The organism is Pseudomonas sp. GW456-L12, from assembly GCF_059424045.1.
In genome coordinates this window covers 1-26034 of record NZ_JBWKZA010000041.1, presented here as the reverse complement: position 1 = coordinate 26034, position 26034 = coordinate 1, and the positions used below count along the sequence as shown (strand labels likewise).

The 26034-nt window shown below is 64.7% G+C and carries 23 protein-coding genes; 6 read left to right on the top strand and 17 right to left on the bottom strand.

The window, feature by feature from the left end:
• Window positions 1-314: 314 nt before the first annotated feature.
• From AC07Y9_RS29460 to AC07Y9_RS29425, 8 genes are all read right to left on the bottom strand, one after another.
• The gene (locus tag AC07Y9_RS29460) at window positions 315-719 is read right to left on the bottom strand and encodes a DUF1801 domain-containing protein (protein WP_102681164.1); all 405 of its coding nucleotides are present in this window, start codon (window positions 717-719) and stop codon (window positions 315-317) included.
• A gap of 300 nt (window positions 720-1019) precedes the next feature.
• Window positions 1020-2255 carry a saccharopine dehydrogenase family protein gene (locus AC07Y9_RS29455; RefSeq protein ID WP_062822877.1) on the bottom strand — a complete coding sequence of 412 codons (1236 nt, stop codon included), beginning with the start codon at window positions 2253-2255 and terminating at the stop codon, window positions 1020-1022.
• 26 nt (window positions 2256-2281) lie between these two features.
• Window positions 2282-3379, bottom strand: a complete 1098-nt coding sequence (gene nspC / locus AC07Y9_RS29450; protein WP_062826180.1) for a carboxynorspermidine decarboxylase — start codon at window positions 3377-3379, stop codon at window positions 2282-2284.
• Window positions 3380-3615: 236 nt separating this feature from the next.
• Complete coding sequence (locus AC07Y9_RS29445; protein WP_053260512.1) at window positions 3616-5124, bottom strand: tripartite tricarboxylate transporter permease; 1509 nt, start codon at window positions 5122-5124, stop codon at window positions 3616-3618.
• A 23-nt stretch (window positions 5125-5147) separates the two neighbouring features.
• Complete coding sequence (locus AC07Y9_RS29440) at window positions 5148-5642, bottom strand: tripartite tricarboxylate transporter TctB family protein (RefSeq protein WP_101337437.1); 495 nt, start codon at window positions 5640-5642, stop codon at window positions 5148-5150.
• 1 nt (window position 5643) lies between these two features.
• The gene (locus AC07Y9_RS29435) at window positions 5644-6615 is read right to left on the bottom strand and encodes a Bug family tripartite tricarboxylate transporter substrate binding protein (protein WP_097136590.1); all 972 of its coding nucleotides are present in this window, start codon (window positions 6613-6615) and stop codon (window positions 5644-5646) included.
• A 254-nt stretch (window positions 6616-6869) separates the two neighbouring features.
• Window positions 6870-7805, bottom strand: a complete 936-nt coding sequence (locus AC07Y9_RS29430) for a Ppx/GppA family phosphatase (protein WP_102681165.1) — start codon at window positions 7803-7805, stop codon at window positions 6870-6872.
• A gap of 338 nt (window positions 7806-8143) precedes the next feature.
• A complete protein-coding gene (locus AC07Y9_RS29425) occupies window positions 8144-10645 on the bottom strand; it encodes a flavin-containing monooxygenase (protein ID WP_102681166.1) in 2502 nt (833 codons plus the stop codon).
• Between the two features lie 195 nt (window positions 10646-10840).
• Between AC07Y9_RS29425 and AC07Y9_RS29420 the strand changes: the two genes are divergently transcribed.
• Entirely contained in the window at window positions 10841-11872 is a 1032-nt protein-coding gene (locus AC07Y9_RS29420; RefSeq protein ID WP_102681167.1) for an AraC family transcriptional regulator, read from the top strand.
• Window positions 11873-11911: 39 nt separating this feature from the next.
• On the opposite strand, the gene AC07Y9_RS29415 is transcribed toward AC07Y9_RS29420, so the two are convergent.
• Window positions 11912-12754 carry a PhzF family phenazine biosynthesis protein gene (locus AC07Y9_RS29415; protein ID WP_102681168.1) on the bottom strand — a complete coding sequence of 281 codons (843 nt, stop codon included), beginning with the start codon at window positions 12752-12754 and terminating at the stop codon, window positions 11912-11914.
• 178 nt (window positions 12755-12932) lie between these two features.
• Window positions 12933-13637 (bottom strand): glutathione S-transferase family protein, encoded by a 705-nt coding sequence (locus tag AC07Y9_RS29410; RefSeq protein ID WP_102681169.1) that lies wholly within the window; start codon window positions 13635-13637, stop codon window positions 12933-12935.
• Between the two features lie 327 nt (window positions 13638-13964).
• Between AC07Y9_RS29410 and AC07Y9_RS29405 the strand changes: the two genes are divergently transcribed.
• Complete coding sequence (locus AC07Y9_RS29405; protein ID WP_007932610.1) at window positions 13965-14639, top strand: hypothetical protein; 675 nt, start codon at window positions 13965-13967, stop codon at window positions 14637-14639.
• 10 nt (window positions 14640-14649) lie between these two features.
• Here AC07Y9_RS29405 and AC07Y9_RS29400 read toward each other — a convergent pair whose 3' ends face one another.
• Genes AC07Y9_RS29400 through AC07Y9_RS29385 form a run of 4 tightly spaced genes read right to left on the bottom strand, consistent with a single transcriptional unit; the run spans window position 14650 to window position 18157 of the window.
• Entirely contained in the window at window positions 14650-15939 is a 1290-nt protein-coding gene (locus AC07Y9_RS29400; protein ID WP_102681170.1) for an NAD(P)/FAD-dependent oxidoreductase, read from the bottom strand.
• Entirely contained in the window at window positions 15936-16682 is a 747-nt protein-coding gene (locus AC07Y9_RS29395) for an amino acid ABC transporter ATP-binding protein (protein WP_081362099.1), read from the bottom strand. Before AC07Y9_RS29395 ends, AC07Y9_RS29400 begins: the two co-directional genes overlap by 4 nt.
• Complete coding sequence (locus tag AC07Y9_RS29390) at window positions 16679-17335, bottom strand: amino acid ABC transporter permease (protein WP_009043142.1); 657 nt, start codon at window positions 17333-17335, stop codon at window positions 16679-16681. Before AC07Y9_RS29390 ends, AC07Y9_RS29395 begins: the two co-directional genes overlap by 4 nt.
• Window positions 17336-17395: 60 nt before the next feature.
• Window positions 17396-18157: an ABC transporter substrate-binding protein gene (locus AC07Y9_RS29385; protein ID WP_053260502.1), complete on the bottom strand. Its 762-nt coding sequence runs from the start codon at window positions 18155-18157 to the stop codon at window positions 17396-17398.
• A gap of 167 nt (window positions 18158-18324) precedes the next feature.
• On the opposite strand from AC07Y9_RS29385, the gene AC07Y9_RS29380 reads away from it, so the two are divergent.
• Together AC07Y9_RS29380 and AC07Y9_RS29375 are read left to right on the top strand one after the other, a co-directional pair.
• The gene (locus AC07Y9_RS29380; protein ID WP_009043140.1) at window positions 18325-19101 is read left to right on the top strand and encodes an IclR family transcriptional regulator; all 777 of its coding nucleotides are present in this window, start codon (window positions 18325-18327) and stop codon (window positions 19099-19101) included.
• Window positions 19102-19309: 208 nt separating this feature from the next.
• Window positions 19310-20365, top strand: coding sequence for a permease (locus AC07Y9_RS29375; RefSeq protein ID WP_007932609.1), 1056 nt, complete (start codon window positions 19310-19312; stop codon window positions 20363-20365).
• 122 nt (window positions 20366-20487) lie between these two features.
• Here AC07Y9_RS29375 and mnmH read toward each other — a convergent pair whose 3' ends face one another.
• Both mnmH and selD read right to left on the bottom strand, forming a co-directional pair.
• Entirely contained in the window at window positions 20488-21588 is a 1101-nt protein-coding gene (gene mnmH / locus AC07Y9_RS29370) for a tRNA 2-selenouridine(34) synthase MnmH (protein ID WP_102681171.1), read from the bottom strand.
• Window positions 21588-22622: a selenide, water dikinase SelD gene (selD, locus tag AC07Y9_RS29365; protein ID WP_087088329.1), complete on the bottom strand. Its 1035-nt coding sequence runs from the start codon at window positions 22620-22622 to the stop codon at window positions 21588-21590. Before selD ends, mnmH begins: the two co-directional genes overlap by 1 nt.
• A gap of 423 nt (window positions 22623-23045) precedes the next feature.
• On the opposite strand from selD, the gene AC07Y9_RS29360 reads away from it, so the two are divergent.
• Both AC07Y9_RS29360 and AC07Y9_RS29355 read left to right on the top strand, forming a co-directional pair.
• Window positions 23046-24002 (top strand): nucleoside-specific channel-forming protein Tsx, encoded by a 957-nt coding sequence (locus AC07Y9_RS29360; protein ID WP_053260500.1) that lies wholly within the window; start codon window positions 23046-23048, stop codon window positions 24000-24002.
• 23 nt (window positions 24003-24025) lie between these two features.
• Window positions 24026-25069 (top strand): purine-nucleoside phosphorylase, encoded by a 1044-nt coding sequence (locus AC07Y9_RS29355; protein ID WP_102681172.1) that lies wholly within the window; start codon window positions 24026-24028, stop codon window positions 25067-25069.
• A 226-nt stretch (window positions 25070-25295) separates the two neighbouring features.
• On the opposite strand, the gene AC07Y9_RS29350 is transcribed toward AC07Y9_RS29355, so the two are convergent.
• Window positions 25296-26034, bottom strand: a 739-nt coding sequence (locus tag AC07Y9_RS29350) for a quinone oxidoreductase family protein (protein WP_102690504.1), incomplete at its 5' end; no start/stop codon positions are given.

The following is a 26034-nucleotide window of genomic DNA, read 5'->3' as shown; positions in this document are numbered from 1 at the left end:
TTGTCGAAGACTATGCCGATCGTTTCCAAACGCATCTGCGCCAACAAGGAGCGCTGATCGCTGCCGCTTAGCCGAAGCGATCAATCAACCCAAGCCTTTCGATCAGGAGTCGGGAACATGACGAATCCATCAAAAAGCGCTCTGATCCTCGTTGAGTATGTCAACGATTGGCTGGCCCCAACGGGTGGACAAACGTGCATGATTCGAAGGTGGCAAGATCCGACCTAAGTTACTGTTCCGTATAGGTGTATGGTCCAAGTCTGTGTGTGTCGAGGACTTGACATAGGCCCTTTTTTGCCGGCCGGCACACCCGCTCAGCGCGAGCTATTGAGCGCCACGGCCGCCAGGATCAGCACCTTCAAGGCGGCCTCGTCAAGCTTGTCACCTTCATGCAGATCGATCGCCCGCCGGGTATTGCCCTCGAGGCTGGCATTGAACAGCCCTGCCGGATCGTCCAGCGCGGCGCCCTTGGCGAAGGTCAGTTTCACCACGTTCTTGTAGGTCTCGCCGGTGCAGAGGATGCCGCCGTGGGACCACACCGGCACCCCGCGCCACTTCCACTCCTCGACCACCTGCGGGTCGGCCTGGCGGATCAGCCTCCGGACCCGGGCCAGCCTCTCGCCGCGCCAGTCGCCCAGCTCTTCGATGCGCCCGTCTATCAGCTGTGAAGCGCAACCGCTCTGCTCTGCCGGCGTGGCGTCGCTGCTCTGTTTCTTCATCCTGGTCATCCTCTGGAGGGGTCGCCCGACATTTGAGTATCGCTGACGGGTCATTTCCCTCCAGGTAACCGACGAGCGTCACACCGGTAGCCCGGTGCCCGGTTTGTTTTTTGGCATGGGGATTTCCGTCGTCAGGCGCCGCACGCCCTCGATGCGGGCTTGCTTCTGGCGTCGCTCGGATACGCTGGCGCCCCTGGGATTGAAGGCAGGAGGCAGTGGTCTTGACAGGAGGGAGTAGCGGGAATCGAGAGCCAGGCACGCCATCCATGCGCACCTGGTTTCTTTACAGCGGGGGGTGAATCAGTTCCACGGACGGTCGCCGTGCTCGTCCTTGACCCGGGTCGGCAGGCCCATCAGGTCCAGCGCCTTGAGGAACGGCTCGGCCGGCAGCTCCTCGACGTTGACCATGCGCTGCACGTCCCACTCGCCACGGGCCACCAGCAAGGCCGCGGCCACCGGCGGTACGCCCGCGGTGTAGGAAATGCCCTGACTGTCGGTTTCGGCAAAGGCTTCTTCGTGGCAGGCCACGTTGTAGATGAACACTTCGCGCGGCTGACCATCCTTGGTGCCCTTGACCAGGTCGCCGATGCAGGTTTTGCCGGTGTAGCCCGGCGCCAGCGAGGCAGGGTCCGGCAGCACGGCCTTGACCACTTTCAGCGGCACCACTTCCAGGCCTTCGGCGGTCTTGACCGGTTGCTCGGAGAGCAGGCCGAGGTTCTTGAGCACGGTGAACACGTTGATGTAGTGCTCGCCGAAGCTCATCCAGAAGCGCACGTTGGGCACGTCGAGGTTCTTCGACAGCGAGTGCACTTCATCGTGACCGGTCAGGTACAGGTTCTGCGAACCGACCACCGGCAGGTCGTCGGTACGCTTGACTTCGAACATGGTGTTGCTGGTCCACTGGCTGTCCTGCCAGCTCCACACCTGCCCGGTGAATTCGCGGAAATTGATTTCCGGATCGAAATTGGTGGCGAAATATTTGCCATGGGAACCGGCATTGACGTCGAGAATATCGATCGAATCAATGCGGTCGAAATACTGTTGCTTGGCCAGGGCCGCATAGGCGTTGACCACGCCCGGATCGAAGCCCACGCCAAGAATGGCGGTGACGTTCTTCTGCTGGCATTCCTCGAGGTGTTTCCACTCGTAGTTGCCATACCAGGGCGGCGTCTCGCAGATCTTGCCCGGTTCTTCGTGAATGGCGGTGTCCAGGTAGGCCACGCCGGTATCGATGCAGGCACGCAGCACCGACATGTTGAGGAAGGCGGAGCCGACGTTGATGACGATCTGCGATTCGGTCTCGCGGATCAGCGCCTTGGTCGCCTCGATATCCAGCGCGTTGAGCGCATAGGCCTTGATTTCAGCGGGCTGTTTGAGGCTGCCCTTGGCCTTGACGCTGTCGATGATGGCCTGGCATTTGGAGATGTTGCGCGACGCGATAGCAATACGACCGAGTTCGTCGTTGTGCTGCGCGCACTTGTGGGCCACCACCTTGGCGACACCTCCTGCACCAATGATAAGAACGTTCTTCTTCAATTTCTTTATCTCTCCTTTCCGCCAGCTTACGAGAGGCTGGACAGGTAGTCTTCGAACCCAAATTCACGAACCACCTCGACACTACCGTCGAGTTGTTTCACTACGATGGACGGCATTTTCAGGCCGTTGAACCAGTTTTTCTTGACCATGGTGTAACCCGCCGCGTCAACGAACGACAGCCGATCGCCGATGGTCAGCGGACGATCGAATTGATACTCGCCGAAGATGTCTCCGGCCAGGCAAGACTTGCCGCACACCATGTAGGTGTGTTCGCCCGTGCTGGGCGCCAGCTTGGCGTTCAGGCGATAGATCAGCAGATCGAGCATGTGCGCTTCGATGGAGCTGTCGACCACCGCCAGGTGCTTGCCGTTGTAGAGGGTGTCGAGCACGGTGACTTCCAGCGACGCGCTCTGGGTGATCGCCGCTTCGCCCGGCTCCAGGTAGACCTGCACGCCGTACTGCTCGGAGAACGCCTTGAGGCGCGCGCAGAAGGCGTCCAGGTCGTAGCCTTCGCCAGTGAAGTGGATGCCGCCGCCGAGGCTGACCCATTCGACCTTGTGCAGCAGGTGGCCGAAGCGTTCCTCGATGGTGCCCAGCATCTGGTCGAACAGGCCGAAGTCGGCGTTCTCGCAGTTGTTGTGGAACATGAAGCCGGATATCTGCTCGATGACCGCCTCGACCTTCACCGGGTCCCATTCACCCAGGCGGCTGAACGGACGCGCCGGGTCGGCCAGCAGGTAATCGGAACTGCTCACCTGGGGGTTGACCCGCAGACCGCGGACCTTGCCCGCGGACGCCTCGGCGAAGCGCTGCAGCTGGCCGATGGAGTTGAAGATGATCTTGTCGCAGTTGTCGAGCATCTCTTCGATTTCGTCGTCGGCCCAGGCCACGCTGTAGGCATGGGTCTCGCCGGCGAACTTCTGCCGGCCGAGCTTGAGCTCGTACAGCGACGACGAGGTGGTGCCGTCCATGTACTGCTGCATCAGGTCGAACACCGACCAGGTGGCGAAGCACTTGAGCGCCAGCAGAGCCTTGGCGCCGGACTGTTCGCGCACGTAGGCGATCTTCTCCATGTTGCCGAGCAGTTTCTGTTTGTCGATGAGGTAGTACGGCGTTTTGATCATTTCGAGGCCTCCGGCCAGGCCAGCCAAAAAAAGGATGCGCATTGTGCCTTCACTTGCTGCGTATCGAAAGGGCAGAAAGCACCGCTCGCCGGGTCAGTGCCTCGGCACTGTGTCCGGATCGGCGCCGTCGCAGGCAATGGACCAGGACGCAAACCGCCTGGCAGCCCCTATCCTAGGGGCCCGCCATGACGTTCTGAAGTGGCGCGCCGCGGTGGCTGGCGCATCGCACTCGCCGCTCAATCATCCTCGTGCAATTTGATGCCCCGGGCGTGCAGCAGGTGGGGCACCACCAGCACCAGCAGGGTCAAGCCGAGGAAGGCCGCGGCGATGGGTTGGGTGACGAAGATCGACCAGTCGCCCTGGCTGATGGACAAGGCGTTGCGCAGTTGTTTTTCCGCCATCGGCCCCAGCAGCATGCCGACGATCACTGGCGCGACGGGGAAGTCGAAACGCCGCATCAGCACCCCGCCCCAACCGATCGCCAGCATCAGCAACAGGTCGAAGGACGAATGGCGCATGCCATACACGCCGATGGAGGCGAACACCAGGATCCCGGCATTGAGGTACGGCCGCGGGATCTGCAGCAGTTTCACCCAGAGCCCGACCAACGGCAGGTTCAATACCAGCAGGATAACGTTACCGATATACAACGAGGCCACCAGGGTCCAGACCAGCTCACCCGAGGTCTGGAACAGCAGCGGCCCCGGCTGCAGGTTGTAGTTCTGGAACGCCGCCAAGAGGATCGCCGCGGTGGCGGAGGTCGGAATGCCCAGGGTCAGCAGCGGCACCAGGGAACCGGTGGCGCTGGCGTTGTTGGCGGCTTCCGGGCCGGCCACCCCTTCGATGGCGCCCGGCCCTTTGCTGGCGGCAAAGTCTTGCGGGTGCTTGCTCAGCTTGCGTTCGGTGGAATAGGACAGGAAGGTCGGGATTTCCGCGCCACCGGCCGGGATCGAGCCGAACGGAAAGCCGATCAGGGTGCCGCGCAGCCAGGCGGGAATCGAGCGTTTCCAGTCCTCGCGGGTCATCCACAAGGACGTCAGGCGATGCCGGCCGGACGCTTCCTCCTTCTGATACAGCAGGCTGTACAAGGCCTCCCCCACGGCAAACAGGCCGACCGCCACCAGCACCACTTCGATGCCATCGACCAGCTCGGGAACGCCCAGGGTGTAGCGGGCAATGCCCGAGGTCGAGTCGAGGCCGATCAGGCCAATGCCCAGGCCGATTCCCAGGGAAGCGAAACCGCGCAGCATGGACGCGCCGAGCACCGCCGACACCGTGGTGAAGGACAGCACCAGGATCGCGAAATACTCCGCGGGGCCGAACTTCAGCGCCAGCATGGCGACGATGGGGGCGAACAGGGTCAGCAGCACCGTGGCGATGGTCCCGGCGAAAAACGAGCCGATCGCCGCGGTGGCCAGGGCCGGCCCGGCGCGGCCGTTGCGGGCCATGAGATTGCCCTCCAGGGCGGTGACCATCGAGGACGACTCGCCCGGGGTATTGAGCAGGATCGAGGTGGTCGAACCACCGAACTGCGCGCCGTAATAGATGCCGGCGAACATGATCAGCGCGCCGGTGGGATCGACCTTGGCGGTGATCGGCAACAGCAGCGCCACGGTCAGCGCCGGGCCGATCCCCGGCAACACGCCGATCGCCGTGCCCAGCAGGCAGCCGATAAACCCCCAGAGCAGATTGATCGGCGCCAGCGCCGCGGAGAAACCTGTCGCCAGGCTCAAGAGAATGTCCACCGTGTGACCTCCTTCGGCCCGGTTCAGATCCAGGCGTTGACCAGGGGTGGCAGGGCCACGCCCAGCCCGGCGTTGAACAGCCAGTAGATCGGCAGGGTCAGGGCGATGCCGATAGCCAGGTCACGCAGCGGACGCCGGCTGCCGAAACCCCGTGCCGAGCAGGCGAACAGCAAGCCGGCGGCCAGGACGAAACCGATCAGGTCGATCAGCACGGCCAGCGCCACCAGGCCGGCGGTGACCCAGGCCACGCCCAGCCTGCCACCGGGCAGGGCCTGGGCGGTTTCGTCGTCATGGGCGGCCAGTTCGCGGAAACCGCCGGTACAGGCCTGGTAGCTCAGCAACAGGCCCACGGCGCCGAGGAAGGCGGCGACCGCGCTGGGATAGACATGGGCACCGAGGATGACGAAGCCCATCTCGGGCGGAAAGCGCAAGGCGCCGATGACCAGCACCAGGCTGATGGCGATCAGCCCCAGGCCAATCGCCAACTGCGACAGTACGACCCTGCTGCGCCCGGCCATCTCAAAGCAGCCCGACCTTGACCAGCATCGCTCGCAGGCGCAGGTGTTCCTCGTCGACGAACTGGCCGAACTCGTCACCGGTGAGGACGCTCGGCGACCAGGCGTTGGCTTTCACATTGTCCTGCCAGACCTTGCTGTTGGTGGCGGCCAGCACTGCGTCGGTGACTTGCTTGCGCTGCTCGGCGCTGAGATTGGCCGCGCCATAGACACCGCGCCAGTTGCCGATGATCACGTCGTAGCCCTTCTCCTTGAGGGTCGGCGCATCGATGCCGGGAACGCGCTCCGGAGCGCCGATGGCGAGCAGGCGGAACTGCTTGGACTGCACGTATTTGGCCAGCTCGGCATAACCGCCGGTGATCACCGTGATGTGGCCGCCCAGGGTCGCGGCCACCACTTCGCCGCCGCCGGCGTAGGCGACGTAGTTCACCTTGTTCACTGGCACGTCCATCTTGCTCGCCAGCTCGGCGATGCCGATATGGTCGATGGAACCCTTGGAGCCGCCGCCCCACTTGATGCTGGCCGGGTTGGCCTTGAAGTCCTTGAGCAGGTCTTCGAGGGTCTTGTAGGGCGAATCCTCACGCACCGCCAGCACGTTGTATTCGGTGAACAGTCGGGCGATCGGCGTCACGTCCTTGAGGCTGATCTGCGGCTTGTTCTGCTCCACCGCCGTGACCATGATCGCCCCCACCACCAGCAGCGCATTCGGGTCGCCCTTGGTGCTGTTGGCGAACTGCGCCAGCCCCAGGGTGCCACCGGCTCCGCCCTTGTTCTCGAAGGTCACGGACTTGGCCGTGCCGGCCTCGAGCAGGGCCTTGCCCAAAACCCGCGCGGTCTGGTCATAACCGCCGCCCACGGAGCCCGGGGCCATGAACTTGACCGTATCCAGGGCAAACGCCGGGGTTGCGAGGGTGAGCGTGGCGAGGCTGGCGGCAAGGGCCATGCCGCGGCTGAATCGACGCAGTGCTGTAAACATCAGGTTTCTCCCGAGACTATTGTTTTTGTTGATACCGGTTGAATGTGCCCAGGGCGTAACCCTGCGGGGCCTGCGGATAAGTGTAGACGGCCGGCGCTTCGTGGCCGCCAGAGCAGCCTAGCTGAACAAAGCCCCCAGGGCCGGGCGCCGCCGCCGAGGGGCCGCCTGGGGAGGCTTGATTGGGAGGGGTTGGCCGGCATGAAGCCCGACTGGCTGGAGGAGGGCCAGCCGCTTGTGCGGATATGGCCCGGTCATCAGTTATTACATATCAGGCCATGCAGCACGCCGAAGCGCAGCCCCGGTTCGGAAGGCGTCATATGGGTGACGCCAAACACCTTGAACGCCGCCAGCATCACCGCCAGGCCACCGGGCAGGATGCCCAGGCGATGGGATTGCAATCCGGCCAGCCGCAGGCGCTTGACATGCCCGGCCTCCAGCAGGCGCAACGACAGGCGCAACAGCCCGCCGTAGGTGATGCCGTCCTGGCCATAGTCGTTCAGGCCGTTGGCCTTGAGCACCTTGGCCAGGAACCGGGCGGTGCCCGAGGAGCCTATGACCTGCTGCCAACCGAGCTGGCGATAACGCCGGGCGACTTTCTCGAACTTCAGGCTGGCCAGGTGTTCGGCTTCCTGCAGGGCATGAGCCGAGACCACGCCGCCCGGAAAGTAGCGCGCGCCGAAGCTCCCGCTGCCAATGGCGATGCTCTCGGTCAGCAAGGGCTGGGCGCCCTGCCCGAGGATCAACTCGGTGGAACCGCCGCCGATGTCCACCACCAGCCGCATGCTTTCGCTGCCCGGCACGGTATGGGCGACGCCGGCATACACCAGTCGCGCTTCTTCATGCCCGGAAATGACATCGATGCGAAACCCCAGGTGGCGCTCCGCGCTGGCCAGGAACAGCGGCGCATTGTCGGCTTCGCGCACGGCGCTGGTGGCCACCGCCCGCACCCGCCCGGCCTCGAAACCGCGCAGCTTCTTGCCAAAGCGCGCCAGTGCCTGCCAGCCCCGGTCCAGCGCCAGCTCGTCCAGGGTGCCCTCCTGAAAACCCTCCGCCAAGCGCACCGGCTCACGCAGGGTCTTCACTTCCTGGATCATGAACCCCTGGCTGCGCCGGACCGGCTGGCCGATCATCAGGCGAAACGCATTGGACCCAAGATCAATGGCTGCGAACAGAGAGGCGTCGCCTTTCATGGGGGGATTCCTGGCAGGTTCATCGACCGGCAGGCCGCGGCCTGTCGAGCACTCAAGATGGTTTGCGGCGATCTTGCCATGACGTCGATGACGCCAAGATGACAGCCGCCTGCCTTGATCCGCCCGGCAACCCAACTGGCGCCCACCCGCGACGGCCCCTGCCGCAGCCCGGTAACGAAAGGTTTTTCGGCGGCAAGGGGGCTGTCATCATTTGGTCATTTCCCGTGGCGATACTCGCGTTATCAGCAACGCGTGCTCTCCTTTAACGCTGCCATCTTGGGCGGCTTTTTTTTGCCCGAAAATCCTCGCTACAACCTTGCCGGATCGAGACAGCCTGCCTACCCATCAAGGGCAGCGACATCCACCGCCGCTGCTGCGACCGCGTCGGCACAAGGCTCGCCGCGATCGTCCAGGCGGCGGCGAGCGAACAGGGCCGCTGAACGCAGGGCTTGCCTGGCCGAACGCAAGTAGAACGCCTGCAACTGAAACACATGCCACCTCGCGGCATGCACTTCCAGGCGACAGGCCACGCCGCAGTGCAGCGCGTGCTCGGCCAGGCGTGTGGCGTCCGCCAGCAGCAGTTCCTGGTCGCCCACCTGGATCAGCATCGGCGGCAGCCCGCGCAAGTCGGCGCTCAATGGACTGTGCAACGGGCTCTGGGCAGGCGCTGCATAGGCGCGCAGCCCTTGCTCGAGCCAATCGCGCCGCAGCATGGGATCGGCGTACTGGCGGGTAATGAGGGTCGGCCCGCTCAACGTCGTATCCGTCACCGGAGACAACAGCAGCAGGCCCGCGGCAAAGGGCTCGCCCCGCTGTTGCAGCGTCAGCGCCAGGGCCAGGACGAGAGAGCCACCCGCGGAGTCGCCGGCCAGCAGGATCTGCCGCGCCGGATAGCCTTGCGCCCGGATCGCCTGGTAGCAGGCCAACGCATCTTCCAGGGCCGCGGGAAACGGCTGTTCCGGCGCCAGCCGATAGTCCGGGACCCAGACGGCCATCCCCGCGTCCCGGGCCAGGCGGCTGGTAACGCTGCGGTGAGTGGCAGGGCCACCCAGGCAGAAGGCACCGCCATGCAGATAAAGAATCACCCCACCCGCCTCGGCATGGCCCGGGGTCAGGATTCGCAGCGGTACGCCCGAGACCTGCGCCCGTGCCTGGGTCACGCCAGCGCAGCCCGGCATCAACCAGGACAGGCCGTTGACGATACGCCGCTGGGTGGCAATGCTTCGCGGCGGACCGATCAGCGCCCGGAAGCTCACCCGCAAGAGTTGGCGCAACACACCGGCACTGAGGACTTCGAGGCCATCGCGGGGCTCGGCAATCACCCGCCCGTAGACCTGCCCCGACTCGCTGGCCAACGCCCTGGAAAAACCATAGGCGCGCAATGCCGAATAACGGGTCAGCCAGCGATAGGACAAGGTGAAGCCCGGCCAGTTGGTGCTGTTGTTGCCCGCTGCATCGACATACCAACTCTTGCAAGCGCTCCACACGGAGCCGGCCAGGCGGCGCTGGATCCGTTGATGAAAACGCTGCTCAGCCTGGTCATCGACCTCGACGGTGGTGGCCGCAGCCTTCTGCATCGCGCGCCAGCAGCGCATGACATGGGATATCTGGCTTTCCAGCATGTAGACGATCGAGTTGTGCCCCAGGTTGGTATTGGGGCCATACAACATGAAGAAGTTGGGAAAGCCCGGCACCGCCAGCCCCAGATACGCGCGTGCGCCCTGCTCCCAGGCATGCTGCAGCTCCACCCCGCCGTGCCCGACGATCGTCATCGGTGCAAGGAACTGCGTCGCCGCGAACCCCGTGCCGTAGATGATCGTATCGACCTGGTGGTGCTTGCCGTCCAGCGTCTCGATGCCCTGCTCGGTGATGCGCCCGATACCCTCGGTGATCAACTGCACATTGGGCCGGGCCAGGGTCTTGAGGTAATCGCTGGACAGCAGGATGCGCTTGCAGCCGATGGGGTAATCCGGGATCAGTTGCCGGCGCAACTGCGGGTCACTGACCGACTGGTTCAACAAGCGGCGAAACGGCAGGCCGACCGCCCACTTCATCAGCCCCTTGAAGCGGGTAAAACCCAGGGCCCTGGATTCGTAGCGCAGATAAATGGCGGCACGATGCAGCGCCATGCGCCAGGGCCTCCTGGCGAACAGCTGCTTTTCTTCGTCGCTGTAGGCGCGATCGGGCCGGGGCAAGATGTAGGCCGGCGAGCGCTGGAATACCTTGAGCTGCGCCACCGGGTCGGCGATGGCCGGCACGAACTGGATCGCCGAAGCGCCCGTTCCTATCACCGCCACCCGTTTTCCCGCCAACGAGTAGCCGTGATCCCAGCTTGCGGAATGGAACACACGCCCCTTGAACGCCTGCATGCCTTCGACCGTCGGCAGCGCCGGCCGGCTGAGCTGGCCAGTGGCGCTGATCAGCAAGGCGGCGCGATGCTCCCGCCCACCGACTTCGGTGATGCACCACTGCGCGCTGGCCTCGTCGAATCGCGCCGCCCGCACTTCAGCGCCGAAGCGGATGTGCCGCTGCACCTCATACTTGCGTACGCAATGCTGCAGATACCCCTGTATTTCGGCTTGCGGGGCAAACATCCGCGTCCAGCCGGGGTTGGGTTCGAATGAAAACGAATACAGGTGCGACGGCACATCGCAGGCAGCGCCCGGGTAACTGTTGTCCCGCCAGACGCCGCCGACATCCTGCTGTTTTTCCAGAATGATGAAGTCCGTGACGCCGGCCTTGCGCAGCGCGATGGCCATGCCGATGCCGGCAAAACCGCTGCCGATGATCACGGCGGTGAGTGGCGCCGTCGATTGCAGGTCAGGTTCGAGTTGGGGCATGCAGCACCTCTTTTGTTGTTGTTTTCATGGGCAGGCACAGGTCTTCGCATGATCAGGTCCCAGGGCTTCCCGCTAATCCCGATCAGCGTAGCCTGCGCGCCCATGATGCTTGCCCGCCCTCGCCAGTCCCATGACGTAACGGGACAGATACTTTAGTATTCAGGCCAATTCCTTTCCCTGACCCAGGTCGCGAGCATGAACATGCTGGAGTTGTCGCGGGGACCGGCCAGTGCCCTGCTGATGGTGGATTTCGGTCGCGAAAGAGGCTTCTCGCCTGCGCAATTGCTGGCCGGTTCGGGCCTGTCGCTGGCCCGGCTGGCAGATCCCAACTTCGAGCTGTCATGCGCCCAGGAACTGCGCCTGATCCATAACCTGCTCAACCTGTCGGGACACCCGCAGGGGCTGGGCTATCAAGTGGGCGAGCGCTATCACTTCTCGACCTACGGGCTGTTCGGTTATGGCCTGATCAGCAGTGCGACCGCGGGTGACGCCTTGAAACTGGCCCTGCGCTTCTTGCCGCTGACCTACGCGTTCACCCGGATCGCCTACCATGAGCAACCCCCGCTCGGCATCCTCACGTTCACCGAACCGGCGCTGGCGGACGAGTCGCTCAGAGACTTTGTGATCGAACGCGACATGGCCGCCGCCGCGGTGCTGCTCAAGGAAATAGCTGGCCGCGAGTTCTCGCTGGCGGGTTTTACCCTGCAAAAGAAACGCCCGGCCGATCAGGCGGCGGCCAGTGCCGGCAATATTCTTGGCGTGCGCCCCGCCTACCTCGCCGACCGCAACAGCCTGGCCTTCGATCGTTCGCTGCTGAGCCGCCCGCTCCCCCAGGCAAACACCGTCACCGTCGCGATGTGCGAGCAGATGTGCGCGCAATTGATGCAACGCCGCAGCCCCCGCACGGGCACCGCCGAGCTGGTCCGCCAGTACCTGAACATCGCCCCCCTGGGCGTACCGCCAGACCTGCCGGGCATGGCCGGCCTGATCAATCTCAGCGAGCGGACCTTGAAACGACGCCTGCACGAGGAAGGCACCTGTTACCGGCACTTGCTGGAGCAGTCACGCAGCGCCGCGGCCCTGGAGTTACTCGGCGACCCGACGCTGAAACTGACAGACATCGCCGAAAAGCTGGGCTACAGCGACCTGTCGAGTTTCTCCCAGACCTTCAAACGCTGGTACGGCGTATCCCCCAGGACCTATCGCCACGCGTCCAAGGCCACTTAGGCAACAGACAGGTCGGACCTGACTGCAAAGCGCCCTCGCCTACAACCGCAGGCTGCCCTCGATACAGGTCACCGCCGAGCCGCCGATCCAGATTTCATCGCCGACCTGCTCGACCTGGATGCGCCCGGCCCGGCCCATGCTCAAACCCTGGCTGACCACGTAGGACGCCGGCGCCAACCCCGCGCCCAGCAGCCATTGGGCGATACCGGCATTGAGGCTGCCGGTGGCCGGGTCTTCCGGCATGCCGTCGCCGGCGATAAAGGCGCGCACTTCGAACTGCGCTGCGTCGCCATCGCGCTCGGGGTTCCAGGGGGCGATCACTCCGACCGCAAGGCCCTTGAGCTGCGCATAGTCGGGTTGCAGCTCGAGCACCTGGTCGCGCTCGGCCAGCAGCACCGCCAGCCATCCGGCGCCGTTGTCCACCCATTGCGCGTCGACGATGGCGTCGGGCGCCAGCCTCAGGCCCTGGCGCACCTGCTCCAGCAACCCTTCATCGACCGGGCCGGACTTGAGCAACGGCGGCGCGAGAAACGCCAGCTCGGCGCCGTTGCGGCGAATGCGCACCAGGCCGACCGCGCACTCCTGGACGATCTCCTCGCCCTTGGGCACGCCGCCGGCTTCCAGCCAGGCATGGCAGCTGCCGAGGGTCGGATGGCCGGCGAACGGCAGCTCCTGCAGGGTAGTGAAGATCCGCAGGCGATAGTCGGCCCGCGGGTCCCGGGGTTCGAGGATAAAGGTGGTTTCGCTGAGGTTGGTCCAGTTGGCGAACGCCGCCATGCGCGCGTCGCTCAACTCATCGGCGCCGAACACCACCGCCAGCGGGTTGCCCTTGAGCGGCTGGTTGCTGAAGACATCCACCTGCTTGAAATCGAATCGGCTCATTGCGGGTCCTGTGCGGGATGACGGACAAAGGAGAAACCTGTAGCCGCTGGCGAAGCCTGCGCTCGACGACGCAGTCGTCGTAGAACCTGACGACGCGGTGTATCTGGCACAACGCATCAGGCCTTTTGCGACGACTGCGTCGTCGAGCGCAGCCTGCGGCAGCGGCTACAGGAGACAGTCAGACGGGCTTGGGAATTTCCAGGCCGCGGATCACCGCCGGGCGCGCGAGGAAACGCTCGAGCACGCGCTGCACGTTGGGGAAGTCCTTGAAGCCCACCAGATCGCCCGCTTCATAGAAGCCGATCAGGTTGCGCACCCAGGGGAAGGTGGCGATATCGGCGATGGTGTAGCGCTCGCCCATGATCCAGTCGCGGCCTTGCAGGCGGCCCTCGAGCACGCTCAGCAGGCGGCGGGATTCGGCGACGTAGCGGTCGCGCGGACGCTTGTCCTCGTAGTCCTTGCCGGCGAATTTATTGAAGAAGCCCAGCTGGCCGAACATCGGGCCGATGCCACCCATCTGGAACATCAGCCACTGGATCGTCTCGTAACGCGCCGCGGATTCCTGGGCCAGCAGTTGCCCGCTCTTGTCCGCCAGGTAGATCAGGATCGCCCCCGATTCGAACAGGGCCAGCGGCCGATCGCCCGGACCGTGCGGGTCGAGGATCGCCGGGATCTTGTTGTTCGGGTTCAGCGAAAGGAACTCGGGGGACATCTGGTCGTTGCTTTCGAAATTGACGCGGTGCGGCTGGTAGGGCAGCCCGATCTCTTCGAGCATGATCGAGACCTTGACGCCGTTGGGAGTCGGCAAGGAATACAACTGAATCCAGTCGGCGTACTGCGCGGGCCATTTCTGCGTGATGGGAAATGCGGAGAGATCGGTCATGACAGGCTTCCAGTGACAGTCAGATGAAAGGCCGTGGCCCGGGGCCGGGCGGCGGCGCTCGATTATAAGCATCGGTCCGCGGCGCGCATTCTTAAATTCGAAACATCCGGTGGTTAAGCTTCCCGGCAGCCAGACAGCGGTGCGGATAAAGTAACGGGCCCACGCTCGCAGCCCCACGCCCGGATCGAACCAAAAGGCGTCCTGGGACTCTGAGCACTACCTCCGGGTAGAACACTCGTTCAACGACAGGGAAAACCACGCGAAGCGGGAGCTCGCCGTGGAAAGGTTTGTCAGCCTTAACCGATTGCGCTGAAGTACCGACGATCCATGAAGAATCTGCTGAGTTTCACCCAACGCCTGCAACGCCGGTCCTACGTGTTCTTTCCGGCGCTGCTGCTGACCAGTGCGCTGCTGCTGTCGCTGGAGTCCAGCGAAAGTCGCGCCCAGCCGGTGGACGGCACCCAGACCCTGGTCTTTTTGCGCCACGCGGAAAAACCCGCCGGCGGCCTCGGCCAGCTCAACTGCCAGGGCCTGAACCGGGCCATCGACCTGGCGTCCTTGCTGCCGGAAAAATTCGGCAAGGCCAATTACGTGTTCGCCGCCAACCCGACGCGCAATGTCGAGGAAGGCGAGCTCGACAACTCCTACAGCTACATCCGTCCGCTGATGACCATCAGCCCCAGCGCCATCAAGCTCGGCCTGCCGGTGAACATCGAATTCTCGGCCAACGACACCAGCGAGCTGGCCGACGAGCTGCTGCATGACCGCTATCACAACTCGATCATCTACACCGCCTGGTCCCACGGCTACTTGCCGGAACTGATCAACAAGGTGGCGCGCGAAGCCGTCGGCGAAAAACGCACCATCACCGACGACTGGGCCTCCAACGATTTCGACTCGCTCTACGTGCTGACCCTGACCTGGCACAACGGCAAGGCCACCCTCGACAGCCGCAGCTACAAGCAGGGCCTGGATAACGGCGAGGAAAACTGCCCGACCTGATGCGCCGCCCTCAACGAAGGGCGTCCAGCAGGCGGTACCAGGCGATCCCCGCCCCCAGGTACAGACGCTGCAAGCCATGCAGCGGAATCGGCCGGATCGGCGTCACCGGAAACGGAAATTCACTGCTCGCCCCCGACAGCCGCGCCGCCAGGTGCTTGCCCAGGGCCGTGGACAAGGCGATGCCGCGACCGTTGTAGCCGAGCAGAATCGACAACCCCGGCTGTGGCTCATGCAGCTGCGGCAGGAAGCTCTGATTCAACGCCACTCGCCCGCTCCAGCGATACTCGATGGGCGTGCCCGCCAACTGCGGAAACAAGCCCAGCAACGAACGCTCCAGATGGTGCCAGTCGCCGCTGTGGCTCGGCTCGGAAAACGGTCCGCGTCCTCCCAGTAACAGACGCCCCTGGGCATCCTGCTTGAAATACAGCAGCAGGCGCCGGGCGTCGGAACAGACCTCGCCATTGGGCAAGATGCCCTGGCGCAGCTCGGCCGACAGTGGGCGGGTGGCGATGATGAAGCTGTTGGCGGCGATCACCGTCTGCCGCAGCCGTGGCCACAGGTCGTCGGTGTAGCCATTGGTCGCCAGCACCACGCGCTGGGCCTGGACCCGATGGCCCTGGGCGGTGCGCAGCTGCCACTGCCCGCCTTCGCGCTGCAAAGCCTCGACCCGAGTCTGCCCATGGATCCGCACGCCCTGTTGCTGCGCCACCCGGGCCAGGCCGCGCGCATAGTTCAGCGGGTGCAGGCTGCCGGCGCGCGGATCGACCCAGCCGCCGAGGTAGTTCTGGCTGCCGATGCGCCGACCGACAGCGGCGCGATCGAGCAACTCCACCGCCACCCCGCGCCGACGCCACTGCTCGGCGCGCTGTTCGATGGCCAGCAGGGAACTGGCGGAAAACGCCGGCTGAATCCAGCCCTTGCGCGTGGCATCGCAAGCGATGCGATGCTGATCGATCAGGGCGAACACTTCGTCGGCCGCCGAGCCGGCCGCCTCCAGCATGGCCTCGGCGCGGGCCGCACCGAACTTGGCCAGCAACTGATCCGGGTCGTACTTGAGCCCGGGAATCACCTGCCCGCCGTTGCGTCCGGAGGCACCCCAACCCGGCTCCCCGGCGTCCAGCACACAGACGCTGACCCCGGCCTCGGCCAGGCGCAGCGCGGTCACCAGCCCAGTGTAGCCGGCGCCGACTATGGCCACGTCGGCCCGCAAGTCTTCGGCCAGCGCCGGGGTATCGACCGCCGCAGTCGCCGTGGCGGCCCACAGGGAGGGCGGCAGGCGCAAGGTTTCGGCGGCCTTCATGCCTGCACCTCCGTGCCCTGGTTGAGCAGGCGCTTGAGGAAGTCCTGGGTGCGCGGATGGCGCGGCGCGCTCAGCACCTGCTTCGCCGGCCCGGCCTCGACGATCTTGCCGCTGTGGAGGAAACACACCTTGTCCGCCACGTCCTGGGCAAAGCCCATTTCGTGGGTGACGACGATCATGGTCATGCCTTCGTCGGCGAGCTTGCGCATCACCGCCAGCACCTCGCCCACCAGCTCCGGGTCCAGCGCCGAGGTCGGCTCGTCGAACAGGATCGCCTGCGGGTCCATGGCCAGGGCCCGGGCGATCGCCACCCGCTGCTGCTGGCCGCCGGACAGCTCGTCCGGATAGGCGTGCATGCGATGGGCCAGACCGACTTTTTCCAGCAGCGCCTCGGCCCGCTCCCGGGCCTGCTGCGGGTTCTGCTTCTTCACGTAGATCGGCCCTTCGGTGACGTTCTGCAACGCAGTGCGATGGGGGAACAGGTTGAAGCGCTGGAACACCATGGCCACCTGGGTGCGCAGCTGGTGAATGGTCTTGCCATGGCGGTCGACCCGCTCGCCGCTGACCAGGATGTCGCCCTGCTCGTAGCTTTCCAGGCCGTTGATGCAGCGCAGCAGGGTCGACTTGCCGGACCCCGAGGGGCCGATCAGGCACACCACTTCACCGCTCTGCACGCTCAGGTCAATGCCTTCGAGCACCGCCACGTTGCCGAAACTCTTGTGTACGCCCTTGATCTCGATCATGACTTTCTCCGGGTGCTGAAGCGCGCCTCCAGGCGACGCAGGGCAAAGGACAACGGCAGGCTCAGGGCCAGGTAGAGCAAGGCCACCAGGGTGTAGACGGTCATGTTCTCGAAGGTCGAGGACGCGATGAGCTGACCGGCGCGGGTCATCTCGGCCACGGTGATGGTGGACACCAGCGAGGAGTCCTTGAGCATCATCACCAGGGTGTTGCCATAGGGCGGCAAGGCAATGCGAAAGGCCTGGGGCAGGACCACCCGGCGCATGATCATGCCGCCGCGCATGCCGATGGATTCGGCCGCCTCGATCTGCCCCTGGTGAATGGCCTGGATGCCGGCGCGGAAGTTCTCCGCCTGGTACGCCGAGTAGGCGATGCCCAGGCCAATCACCCCGGCCTGCATGGCCGTGAGCTGGATGCCGAAATCCGGCAGCACGAAGTAGATGTAGAACAGCTGCACGATGATCGGCAGGCCGCGAATGACGTTGACCACGCCAATCGCGAACAGCGAGATCGAGCGCACCTTGGACACCATCATCAAGGCGAATACCAGGCCGATCAGCGAGCTGAGCACAAAGGAGCCGGCCGTGACCTGCAAGGTGACCACCGCCCCTTTCAGCAGAATGGGGAGGAAGTCCAGAGCGTTCTGGAGAAACATAGGAGGACCTGCGCAATCAGGAGTGAAGCGACCCCGCCGGACGGCCGGGCCGCGGGGTGGTCAGTTGAGCTTCCACTTCTCGATGATCCGCTCCAGGGAACCGTCGGCCTTAATCGCCGCGATGCCGCGGTTGACCTCGTCCAGGGTCTGCGCATCACCCTTGCGCACAATCAGGCAGACATCGCCCATCACCACCGGTTGGTAGCTTTTCACCAGTTGCACTTTGTTCTGGGTGCCCTGGGCCAGTTGGTAGGCGACGATCGGCCGATCGGCGAAACCGGCCTTGATCCGCCCCAGCGCCAGGTCGCGCAGCAGGTCGGGGATCGAGTCGTAGCCGCGCACTTCCTTGAAAATCCCGCGCTTGTTCAACTCATCGATGAACACCGTACCGACCTGGGCACCGACCACCTGGTCCTTGAAGTCCTCCATGCGGGTGTAGGCGGTGTTGTCGTCGGCGCGCACGATCAGCCCCTCGCCGTAGCTGAACACCGGGTTGGAGTACTGCACCACCTTCTCCCGAGCCGGGGTGCGCAGCATGGCGGCGGAAATGATGTCGATCTTGTTCGAGGTCAGCGAAGGGATCAGCGCGGCGAAGGTGGTCTGCTGGATATCCACCTCGAAGCCGCCGGCCTGGCCCACCGCCCGGGCGGCGTCGATCATCATGCCTTCGATGCTCTGGCTCTTGACGTCGAGAAAGGTGAAGGGAATGCCGGTGGCGGTGGCGCCGACCTTGTACACCGGCGCGGCGCCGGCACTGACGGAACCGACGAGGCCGGCGGTGAGTGCGCAGCACAATGCAAGGACACGAAAACGCTTTTGCATGGTGAATCTCCCATTGGACGATTTTATTGTTTGAAGTCCGTGATGGTTGGCCTCTGATAGTGGGGCAGGAGGCATGGACCGACTATAAACAATTTACAAAAATCGTAAAGAGATTTATAAATATCGAATATCGATATTTAAAACACAAAAAACCCAAAGGAACCGCCATGAGCGACACCCCCAATAGCCTGTTCAATCAGTCGCTGGAAAAAGGCCTGGCGGTTCTGCGCGCCTTCAACGCCGCCCAACGGACCATGAACCTGGCGGAAATCGCCGAGGCCGCCGAGATCAACAAAAGCTCGGCGCAACGCATGATCCACACCCTGGAGCAGCTCGGTTACGTGCGTAAGCACCCGCAGACCAAACGCTTCCAGCTGACCCCGCGGGTGATGGAGATCGGCTACAACTACCTCGCCGCCGACACCCTGGTGGACGTGGCCAACCCGTTCCTTGCCGAACTGGCCCAGGTCACCGGCGAAACCACCAACCTCACCGAGCCCGACGGCCTGGACATGGTCTATGTCGCGCGCTTCGTGGCGCCCAAGTTCATTCCGATCCACATGCCCATCGGCAGCCGCATCCCGATGTACTGCACCGGTTCCGGCCGCGCCTACCTCAGCGCCCTGCCCGACCAGGAAGCCCTGGCGATGCTCCAGGCCAGCGACCGCCAGGCCCATACCCGGCACACCCTGACCGGGATCGACGCGATCCACGGGGAAATCGTCGCCACCCGCCAGCGCGGTTACGCCCTGAACCAGGAAGAGCTGTTTCTCGGCGACATGAGCATCGCCGCGCCGATTATCGGCAGCCAGGGCCTGCCGGTGGCCGCCGTGCACGTGGTGATCCCCAGCAGCCGCTGGACCCTGGAAGAAGCCGAACGCAAGCTGGCGCCTTCGGTGATCGAGTGCGCCCGGGCGATTCGCACCTCGATTCGTACCCTCTGAGTGGCCATGACCCTTTTGTAGTCGCCGGCGATCGACTGCGCAGCGGGCGCAGGCATGGGTTCCGGGATCTGGCCCGGCACTCGGCGTTGCGAGGTTTTACCACCGCTGCGCGATCGATCGCAGCCTGCGGCAGCGGCTACACAGGCGCGCAAGGTGCGCGAGTAGGCTAAGATTCGCGACCTAACGTCATTGCCCGGAATCACTGTTCATGTCCAGCCTTGCCCCTGCCAGCCCCGTCCGGGGCTGGTCGTTCTGGTGGAAACCCGCCCTGTTCGTCCTGGTGGCGTGCGTCGGCCTCTACTTCGTCAAGTGGTCGCCCTACTACGCCAAGGCCTTTATCGCCGCCGACAGCCACAGCATCGGCGCCTCGATCATCAACGATCAGCCCTCCTCGCCTCTGAACGCCGCCCTGGCCTACGCCCAGGTGTATTTCCTGGCGATCTGGAAGGCCGCGGTGCTGGCGGTGATCCTCGGTTCGCTGCTGCAAGTGCTGATCCCGCGGGACTGGCTGCTGCGCCTGTTCGGCCGCGCCGGTTTCGGCTCGACCTTGCGCGGCGGCCTGTTCGCCCTGCCGGGCATGATGTGTTCCTGCTGCGCCGCGCCCGTGGCGGCGAGCATGCGCCGGCAGAATGTCTCGGTGGGCGCGGCGCTGGCCTTCTGGATCGCCAACCCGGTGCTCAACCCGGCGACGCTGGTGTTCATGGGCTTTGTCCTGGGCTGGGGTTTCACCGCGCTGCGGCTGGTGGCGGGCATCGTGCTGGTGCTGGGAGTGTCGCTGGTGGCCCAGCGCATCGCCCGTCCCGAGCAACTGCCGGAAGCGGCGGTGGAGGCCGTGGTCGAGGCCAGCACGGGCAATGAAGGTGCGTTCTTCAGCCGCTGGGCACGCAGCCTGTGGCAACTGTTCTGGAGCACCATTCCGATCTATGTGCTGGCGGTGCTGGTGCTGGGCGCGGCGCGGGTCTGGCTGTTCCCCCATGTCGAGGGCGCGATTGGCGACAGCCTGCTGTGGCTGGTGCCGCTGGCGATTGTCGGCACGTTGTTCGTGATTCCCACCGCCGCGGAAATCCCCATCGTGCAGACCATGATGACCCTGGGCATGGGCACCGGCCCGGCGGTGGCCTTGCTGATGACCCTGCCGAGCATCAGCCTGCCGTCGCTTTTGATGCTGCGCAAGGATTTCGACGCGCGGGTGCTGATGACCGTCGCCGGCCTGACCATGCTGATTGGCGTGGTGTGCGGGTTGATTGGCGCGGCGCTGTTGTAACCCAAGGTTCGATGGCGTCCGCCTGGACGTCATCGCGGGCAAGCCTCGCTCCTACATGGTTAGCGCCCCCCGTAGGAGCGAGCTTGCTCGCGATGGGGCCAAAGGCCCCGCCCGCTACCGCCTCAACCGCGTTTGGCCCGCTCGCGCAAATACTCCAGCACCGCCGCCTGCTCGCCGACGAACTCGATGCGCGCGCCCTTGCTTTCGCGCTGGAAGGCATACATCGGGTCGTAGTATTCCTTGAGCAAGCCTTCGATCCAGGCCCGGTGCAGGTCCACGCTGCCGCTGCGGGCCTGCTCGGCCAGGGCGGCCTCCAGCAGCTGGTACAGGCGCTGGTGACGCTCGCCCCCCAGGCGCTTGCGGATGTTGTTCAGGCTTTCCAGCAGGCGCTCGGAAAACCGCGCGAAACCGTCCTCGCCATGCACCGCGACGAACTCCGCGCACAAGTCGATCACGTAGTCGCGCAGGATCCGCTCGACCCGCCCCTCCAGGCCATCCTCCAGCCAGACCATGGGGAAACGCTGCATGCCCTGGTACAGCGGCAACGGCAAGGCGCAGCTGCCGATCATGCGGTTCTCGTCTTCCAGCACGAACCCGCCGATGCCGCGCTCGCGCTTTTTCAGGATGTCCACCGCCAGGCGGTTCTCGAAGTCGATGTTCGACGGCTGGCCGCTGGCGCGCTTGCCGAAACTGGAGCCGCGATGGTTGGCGTGGCCTTCCAGGTCCAGGCCATTGGCCAGTTGGTTGAGCACCTCGGTCTTGCCGATGCCGGTCATGCCGCCGAGCAGGACAAAATCACACTCGGCCACCGCTCCTTCGAGGGTGTCGAGCAGGAAGGTACGCATGGCCTTGTAGCCGCCGCCGACCCGCGGGTAGTCGATGCCGGCCTCGTCCTTGAGCCACTGCTGGACGATCTGCGAACGCAGGCCGCCACGGAAGCAATACAGGTAGCCGTCGGGGTGGGCCCGGGCGAAGTCGGCCCAGGCCTGGATGCGTTCGGCCTTGATCGCCCCGGACACCAGTTGGTGCCCGAGGACGATCGCCGCCTGCTGGCCCTGCTGCTTGTAGCAGGTGCCGACCCGCTGCCGTTCGTGGTCGGTCATCAGCGGCAGGTTGACCACGCCGGGAAAGGCGCCCTTGCTGAATTCGACCGGCGCGCGGGTATCCATCATCGGCCGGTCGTTGAGGAAGATTTCGCGGTAGTCGGTGATATCGATGGGCATCAGATCACCTCGACCGCGTTGCTCTGTCGTTCCACCAGCTCACCGATCGGCGCCAGTTCCAGGCCCAGTTCGGCGGCCAGCGCGAGGAAGGCCGCATTGCCTTCCGGGGTGACGGCGATCAACAGCCCACCACTGGTCTGCGGGTCGCACAGCACCAGCTTGTGCAGGGCCTGGATACGCCCGAGCTTGTCGGCGTAGCTGTCGAAATTGCGCTGGGTGCCGCCCGGTATGCAGCCCTGGTCCAGGTAGTACTCGACCCCGGGCAGGCGCGGCACGCGATCGTAGTGAATGCGCGCGGTCAGGTTGCTGCCGTCGGCCATTTCCACCAGGTGCCCGAGCAGGCCGAAACCGGTGACGTCAGTCATCGCGGTCACGCCGTCGAGCTTGCCGAAGCGGCTGCCGGGCTTGTTCAGGGTGCACATCCAGTCGCGGGCCAGGCCGACGTCGGCGCTGCGCAACTTGCCCTTCTTCTCGGCCGTGGTCAGCACGCCGATGCCCAGGGGCTTGGTCAGGTACAGCAGGCAACCGGCGGTGGCGGTGTCGTTGCGCTTCATATGGCGCTTTTCCACCAGGCCGGTGACGGCCAGGCCGAAGATCGGTTCCGGGGCGTCGATCGAATGGCCGCCGGCCAGGGGGATGCCGGCCGCGTCGCACACCGCGCGGCCGCCGCGAATCACCTCGCGGGCGATTTCCGGTGCCAGCACGTTCACTGGCCAGCCAAGGATGGCGATGGCCATCAACGGGTCGCCGCCCATGGCGTAGATGTCGCTGATGGCGTTGGTCGCGGCGATGCGCCCGAAGTCGAACGGGTCGTCGACGATCGGCATGAAAAAGTCGGTGGTCGAGACCACGCCGCGCTCTTCGTCGATGGCGTACACCGCCGCGTCGTCGCGCGAGGCGTTGCCGACCCAGAGTTTCGGGTCGAGGTTCTGCGCGCCGCTGCCGGCCAGAATCACCTCCAGGACCTGGGGAGAAATCTTGCAACCGCAACCCGCGCCGTGGCTGTACTGGGTCAGGCGAATCGGCTCGCTCATGGGGCACCTCTGGAAGTCGTGGAGCGGCGATTCTAGCAGAGCGACCCGAGCAGAACGTCAAGCACCCTTTCCCTGCACTGCAGAACCAGCATCGAACGAACGCAGCCAGATAGTCAGCGAATACTCGACCCGAGGCCGCGCAGGTCGTTGATTGCCATCACCTCGATGATTGAACGAGGGCGCATCGGCCCTGTGCCAGGCGCCAGCGCCTTCGCCCTTTCTTCGCGCACAACGCCCAGGCGCGGTGCAACGTCCTGACCGAAAAGACAGCTTATGGGTAGGTTTCACCTTTATTTCAATCAGATACTTCAAGTTGGTACAGCATATGCAAACGTTTGCGAGGTCAGCCTTCGAGAGCTTTCGCCGCCAGTTCGGCCAGGCCGGGCCACTCGGGCTTCAGAACCGCACGAACAGGGATTTTCAATGCACGTACCTTTCACCCCCTCCGCGTCCCGCCACACCTTGGTTGTTTCCTTGCTACTAAGCGCCGTTACAGGACTACTCAGCGCTACCGCCCAGGCCGAGGAAAAAACCCTCGACGACTCGGCCCAGGGCGAGAGCCTGAGCCCCGCCGCCGCACCGGCGAAACCAGGCCCCTACCTGTCGGACTGGTACAACCAGGACCTGACCCTGATCGGCAGCAAGGACATCAGTTTCGGTCCGCAGCCGGCCGACGATATCTACCTGGAATACGAGTACTTCGGTCGCAAGGGGCCGTTCGAGCTGTACGGCTACATCGACATCCCGAAGATCTTCAACATCGGCAACAGCCACGACAAAGGCGTGTGGGACCACGGCTCGCCGGTGTTCATGGAGCACGAGCCGCGGATCTCCATCGACTACCTGGCCGGACGCAGCCTGGCCATCGGCCCGTTCAAGGAGTGGTATGTGGCCTTCGACTGGATCTACGACCACGGCAGCAACAGCGCCAACCGCGCCAATACCCTGTACAGCGGCCTGGGCACTGACATCGACACCCATTCGCGGGTCAACCTGTCGGCCAACTTCTACGGGCGCTACCAATGGGAGAACTACGGCGCCAGCAATGAATACTCGTGGGATGGCTACCGCGCCCAGCTCAAGTACATCGTGCCCATCAGCAAGTTCGGCAACGGCGCGTCGCTGACCTATATCGGCTTCACCAACTTCGATTTCGGCTCGGACCTGCACAAGGACAACCCGGCCCGCACGGCCAACGCCACGGTGGCCACCAACGTATTGCTGTATTCCTTTACCCACCTGCGGTTCACCCTGGTCGGCCGTTACTTCCACAATGGCGGCAACTGGCAGGACGGCAGCGAGCTGAATTTCGGCGATGGCGATTTCCGCGCCCGGTCCAATGGCTGGGGTTACTACGCCGGCATCGGTTACCAGTTCTGATCACTCAAGCAATGGAGGCTTTCATGCACGCGATGACCCGTCTTTCCCTTTCCGTGGGCCTGGCCTGCGGCGCCCTGCTCGCTTCGACGGCCTGGGCCGCCGAGTCCCCGGCGACCCCGATCAAACCCAAGGTGATGCTGATCACCATGTTCGCCCCCGAGGCCCAGCACTGGATCGAGCGCCTGGAGCTGAAGCAGGAAGTGCGCGTACCGGGCCTGTCGGCGGAGTACCCGGCGATTCGTTGCAACACCAGGGACGTCTGCCTGCTGGTCACCGGCATGGGCCAGACCAACGCCGCGGCCTCGACCCTGGCACTGGCGCTGTCGCCGAAATTCGACCTGCGCAAAAGCTACTTCCTGGTCGCCGGGATCGCCGGCATCAGCCCTAAACACGGGACCATCGGCACCACTGCCTGGGCGCATTACCTGGTGGAATTCGGTACCCAGTGGGAACTGGATTCGCGGGACGCGCCCAAGGACTGGCCGACCGGCTACCTGGGCATCAATACCAAAGGCCCGAACGAGAAACCGCCGCTGGACTACAAGACCGAAGTCTTCGAACTCAACCCGAAACTGCAGGCCAAGGCCTTCGCCCTGTCGCGTCGGGTAAGCCTGAGCGAAAGCAAGGAATCGGCGGCCTGGCGCCTCAAGTACCCGGCGGCCCCGGCCAACCAGCCGCCGGTGGTGACCCAGTGCGACACCCTGGCGGGCAATACCTGGTTCTCCGGCACGCGCCTGAGCGAGCGGGCCGAGGTCTGGACCCGCCTGCTGACCGACAACAAGGGCGAGTACTGCACCACCCAGCAGGAAGACAACTCAACCTACGAGGCCCTGCTGCGCGCCAGCCGCGAAGGCCGGGTGGACGTGCAGCGGCTGGCGGTGGTCCGCGCCGGCTCCGACTTCGACCGCCCCGAGCCGGGCGGCAGCGAGGTCGATAATCTGCTCAAGTACGCCGACCAGGGCGGTTTTGTCCCGGCCCTGGAAAACCTCTATCGCACCGGTAACCCGCTGGTGCAGGACATCCTGAAGAACTGGTCGGCGTGGGAGAAAGGCGTGCCGGGGGCGTAGCGAAAACGCCTGCGACTTTGGTTATGGGGTTGTCTGGGCTGACGCCCTCGCAAGCAAGGCCCCATGCACGACACAGCCCCAACCTGTAGCCGCTGCCGCAGGCTGCGATCGACCCGAAGGGGCGTGGCGATCTTGCGATTGTTGAGGTCCTGCGGACCTATCGCAGCCTGCGGCAGCGGCTACACAAAGCCGTGCCAGCCTGCCGATTCAGGCAGGTTGGCCACCCTTACGGCAGCAGAATCACCTTCTCGCCGCTGCCCTTGTTCACCTCGTGATAACGCTCGACGCCCTGCTCCAGCGGCGATTCGAACAGCCCCTGCGGCAACGGCAACAGCCCTTCATCGAAGAACCGGCCGAACTGCTCGAGCATGGCCGCGCAGGCCTGCACGCCGTACAGCAACGAGTTGATCCCGACCACCGAACCACCCTTGCGATACAGGCCCAGGGCCGGCAGTTGCACATGACCGTCCACCGGCGCGGCGATGATGGCGATCCGGCCGAACGGCGCCAGGGCCGCGACCGAGGCCGGCAGCCAGAAACCGGTGGTGTCGAAGATCACCTCGGCGCCGCCGGCGAACACCTCGTTGACCTGCGCCCCGAGGTCTTCCGGCTGGTCCAGTTGCACGGCCTGGAACCCTTGCGCCTGCAAGGCCTTGACCTGTTCCGGGCGCCGCGCGGCGGCCAGCACCCGGGCTCCGCGAACCTTCGCCAGGGCCAGGGCGGCGCTGCCCACCGCCCCGCCGCCAATCACCAGCAAGGTGGTGCCGGCGCTTACCCCGCTGCGTTCCAGGGCATCCCAGGCGGTGGTGTAAGGCACGCCCAGGCTGGCGGCCTGGGCGAAGCTCAGCTGCGCCGGCTTGTGCGCCACGCCCTTGGCCGACAGCGCCACGTACTGGGCATGGGAGCCGTCCGCGTAGAACCCCAGCTCCTTGCCGGTGCCCCAGACCTCCTGCCCCACCCACTCC

What these genes read in the sequence shown, in the direction of transcription:
- AC07Y9_RS29460 (WP_102681164.1), bottom strand. Translation starts at nt 719, where the DNA reads ATGAAGAAACAGAGCAGCGACGCCACGCCGGCAGAGCAGAGCGGTTGC.
- nspC (WP_062826180.1), bottom strand. Translation starts at nt 3,379, where the DNA reads ATGATCAAAACGCCGTACTACCTCATCGACAAACAGAAACTGCTCGGC.
- AC07Y9_RS29440 (WP_101337437.1), bottom strand. Translation starts at nt 5,642, where the DNA reads ATGGCCGGGCGCAGCAGGGTCGTACTGTCGCAGTTGGCGATTGGCCTG.
- AC07Y9_RS29435 (WP_097136590.1), bottom strand. Translation starts at nt 6,615, where the DNA reads ATGTTTACAGCACTGCGTCGATTCAGCCGCGGCATGGCCCTTGCCGCC.
- AC07Y9_RS29430 (WP_102681165.1), bottom strand. Translation starts at nt 7,805, where the DNA reads ATGAAAGGCGACGCCTCTCTGTTCGCAGCCATTGATCTTGGGTCCAAT.
- AC07Y9_RS29425 (WP_102681166.1), bottom strand. Translation starts at nt 10,645, where the DNA reads ATGCCCCAACTCGAACCTGACCTGCAATCGACGGCGCCACTCACCGCC.
- AC07Y9_RS29420 (WP_102681167.1), top strand. Translation starts at nt 10,841, where the DNA reads ATGAACATGCTGGAGTTGTCGCGGGGACCGGCCAGTGCCCTGCTGATG.
- AC07Y9_RS29415 (WP_102681168.1), bottom strand. Translation starts at nt 12,754, where the DNA reads ATGAGCCGATTCGATTTCAAGCAGGTGGATGTCTTCAGCAACCAGCCG.
- AC07Y9_RS29410 (WP_102681169.1), bottom strand. Translation starts at nt 13,637, where the DNA reads ATGACCGATCTCTCCGCATTTCCCATCACGCAGAAATGGCCCGCGCAG.
- AC07Y9_RS29405 (WP_007932610.1), top strand. Translation starts at nt 13,965, where the DNA reads ATGAAGAATCTGCTGAGTTTCACCCAACGCCTGCAACGCCGGTCCTAC.
- AC07Y9_RS29400 (WP_102681170.1), bottom strand. Translation starts at nt 15,939, where the DNA reads ATGAAGGCCGCCGAAACCTTGCGCCTGCCGCCCTCCCTGTGGGCCGCC.
- AC07Y9_RS29395 (WP_081362099.1), bottom strand. Translation starts at nt 16,682, where the DNA reads ATGATCGAGATCAAGGGCGTACACAAGAGTTTCGGCAACGTGGCGGTG.
- AC07Y9_RS29390 (WP_009043142.1), bottom strand. Translation starts at nt 17,335, where the DNA reads ATGTTTCTCCAGAACGCTCTGGACTTCCTCCCCATTCTGCTGAAAGGG.
- AC07Y9_RS29385 (WP_053260502.1), bottom strand. Translation starts at nt 18,157, where the DNA reads ATGCAAAAGCGTTTTCGTGTCCTTGCATTGTGCTGCGCACTCACCGCC.
- AC07Y9_RS29380 (WP_009043140.1), top strand. Translation starts at nt 18,325, where the DNA reads ATGAGCGACACCCCCAATAGCCTGTTCAATCAGTCGCTGGAAAAAGGC.
- AC07Y9_RS29375 (WP_007932609.1), top strand. Translation starts at nt 19,310, where the DNA reads ATGTCCAGCCTTGCCCCTGCCAGCCCCGTCCGGGGCTGGTCGTTCTGG.
- mnmH (WP_102681171.1), bottom strand. Translation starts at nt 21,588, where the DNA reads ATGCCCATCGATATCACCGACTACCGCGAAATCTTCCTCAACGACCGG.
- selD (WP_087088329.1), bottom strand. Translation starts at nt 22,622, where the DNA reads ATGAGCGAGCCGATTCGCCTGACCCAGTACAGCCACGGCGCGGGTTGC.
- AC07Y9_RS29360 (WP_053260500.1), top strand. Translation starts at nt 23,046, where the DNA reads ATGCACGTACCTTTCACCCCCTCCGCGTCCCGCCACACCTTGGTTGTT.
- AC07Y9_RS29355 (WP_102681172.1), top strand. Translation starts at nt 24,026, where the DNA reads ATGCACGCGATGACCCGTCTTTCCCTTTCCGTGGGCCTGGCCTGCGGC.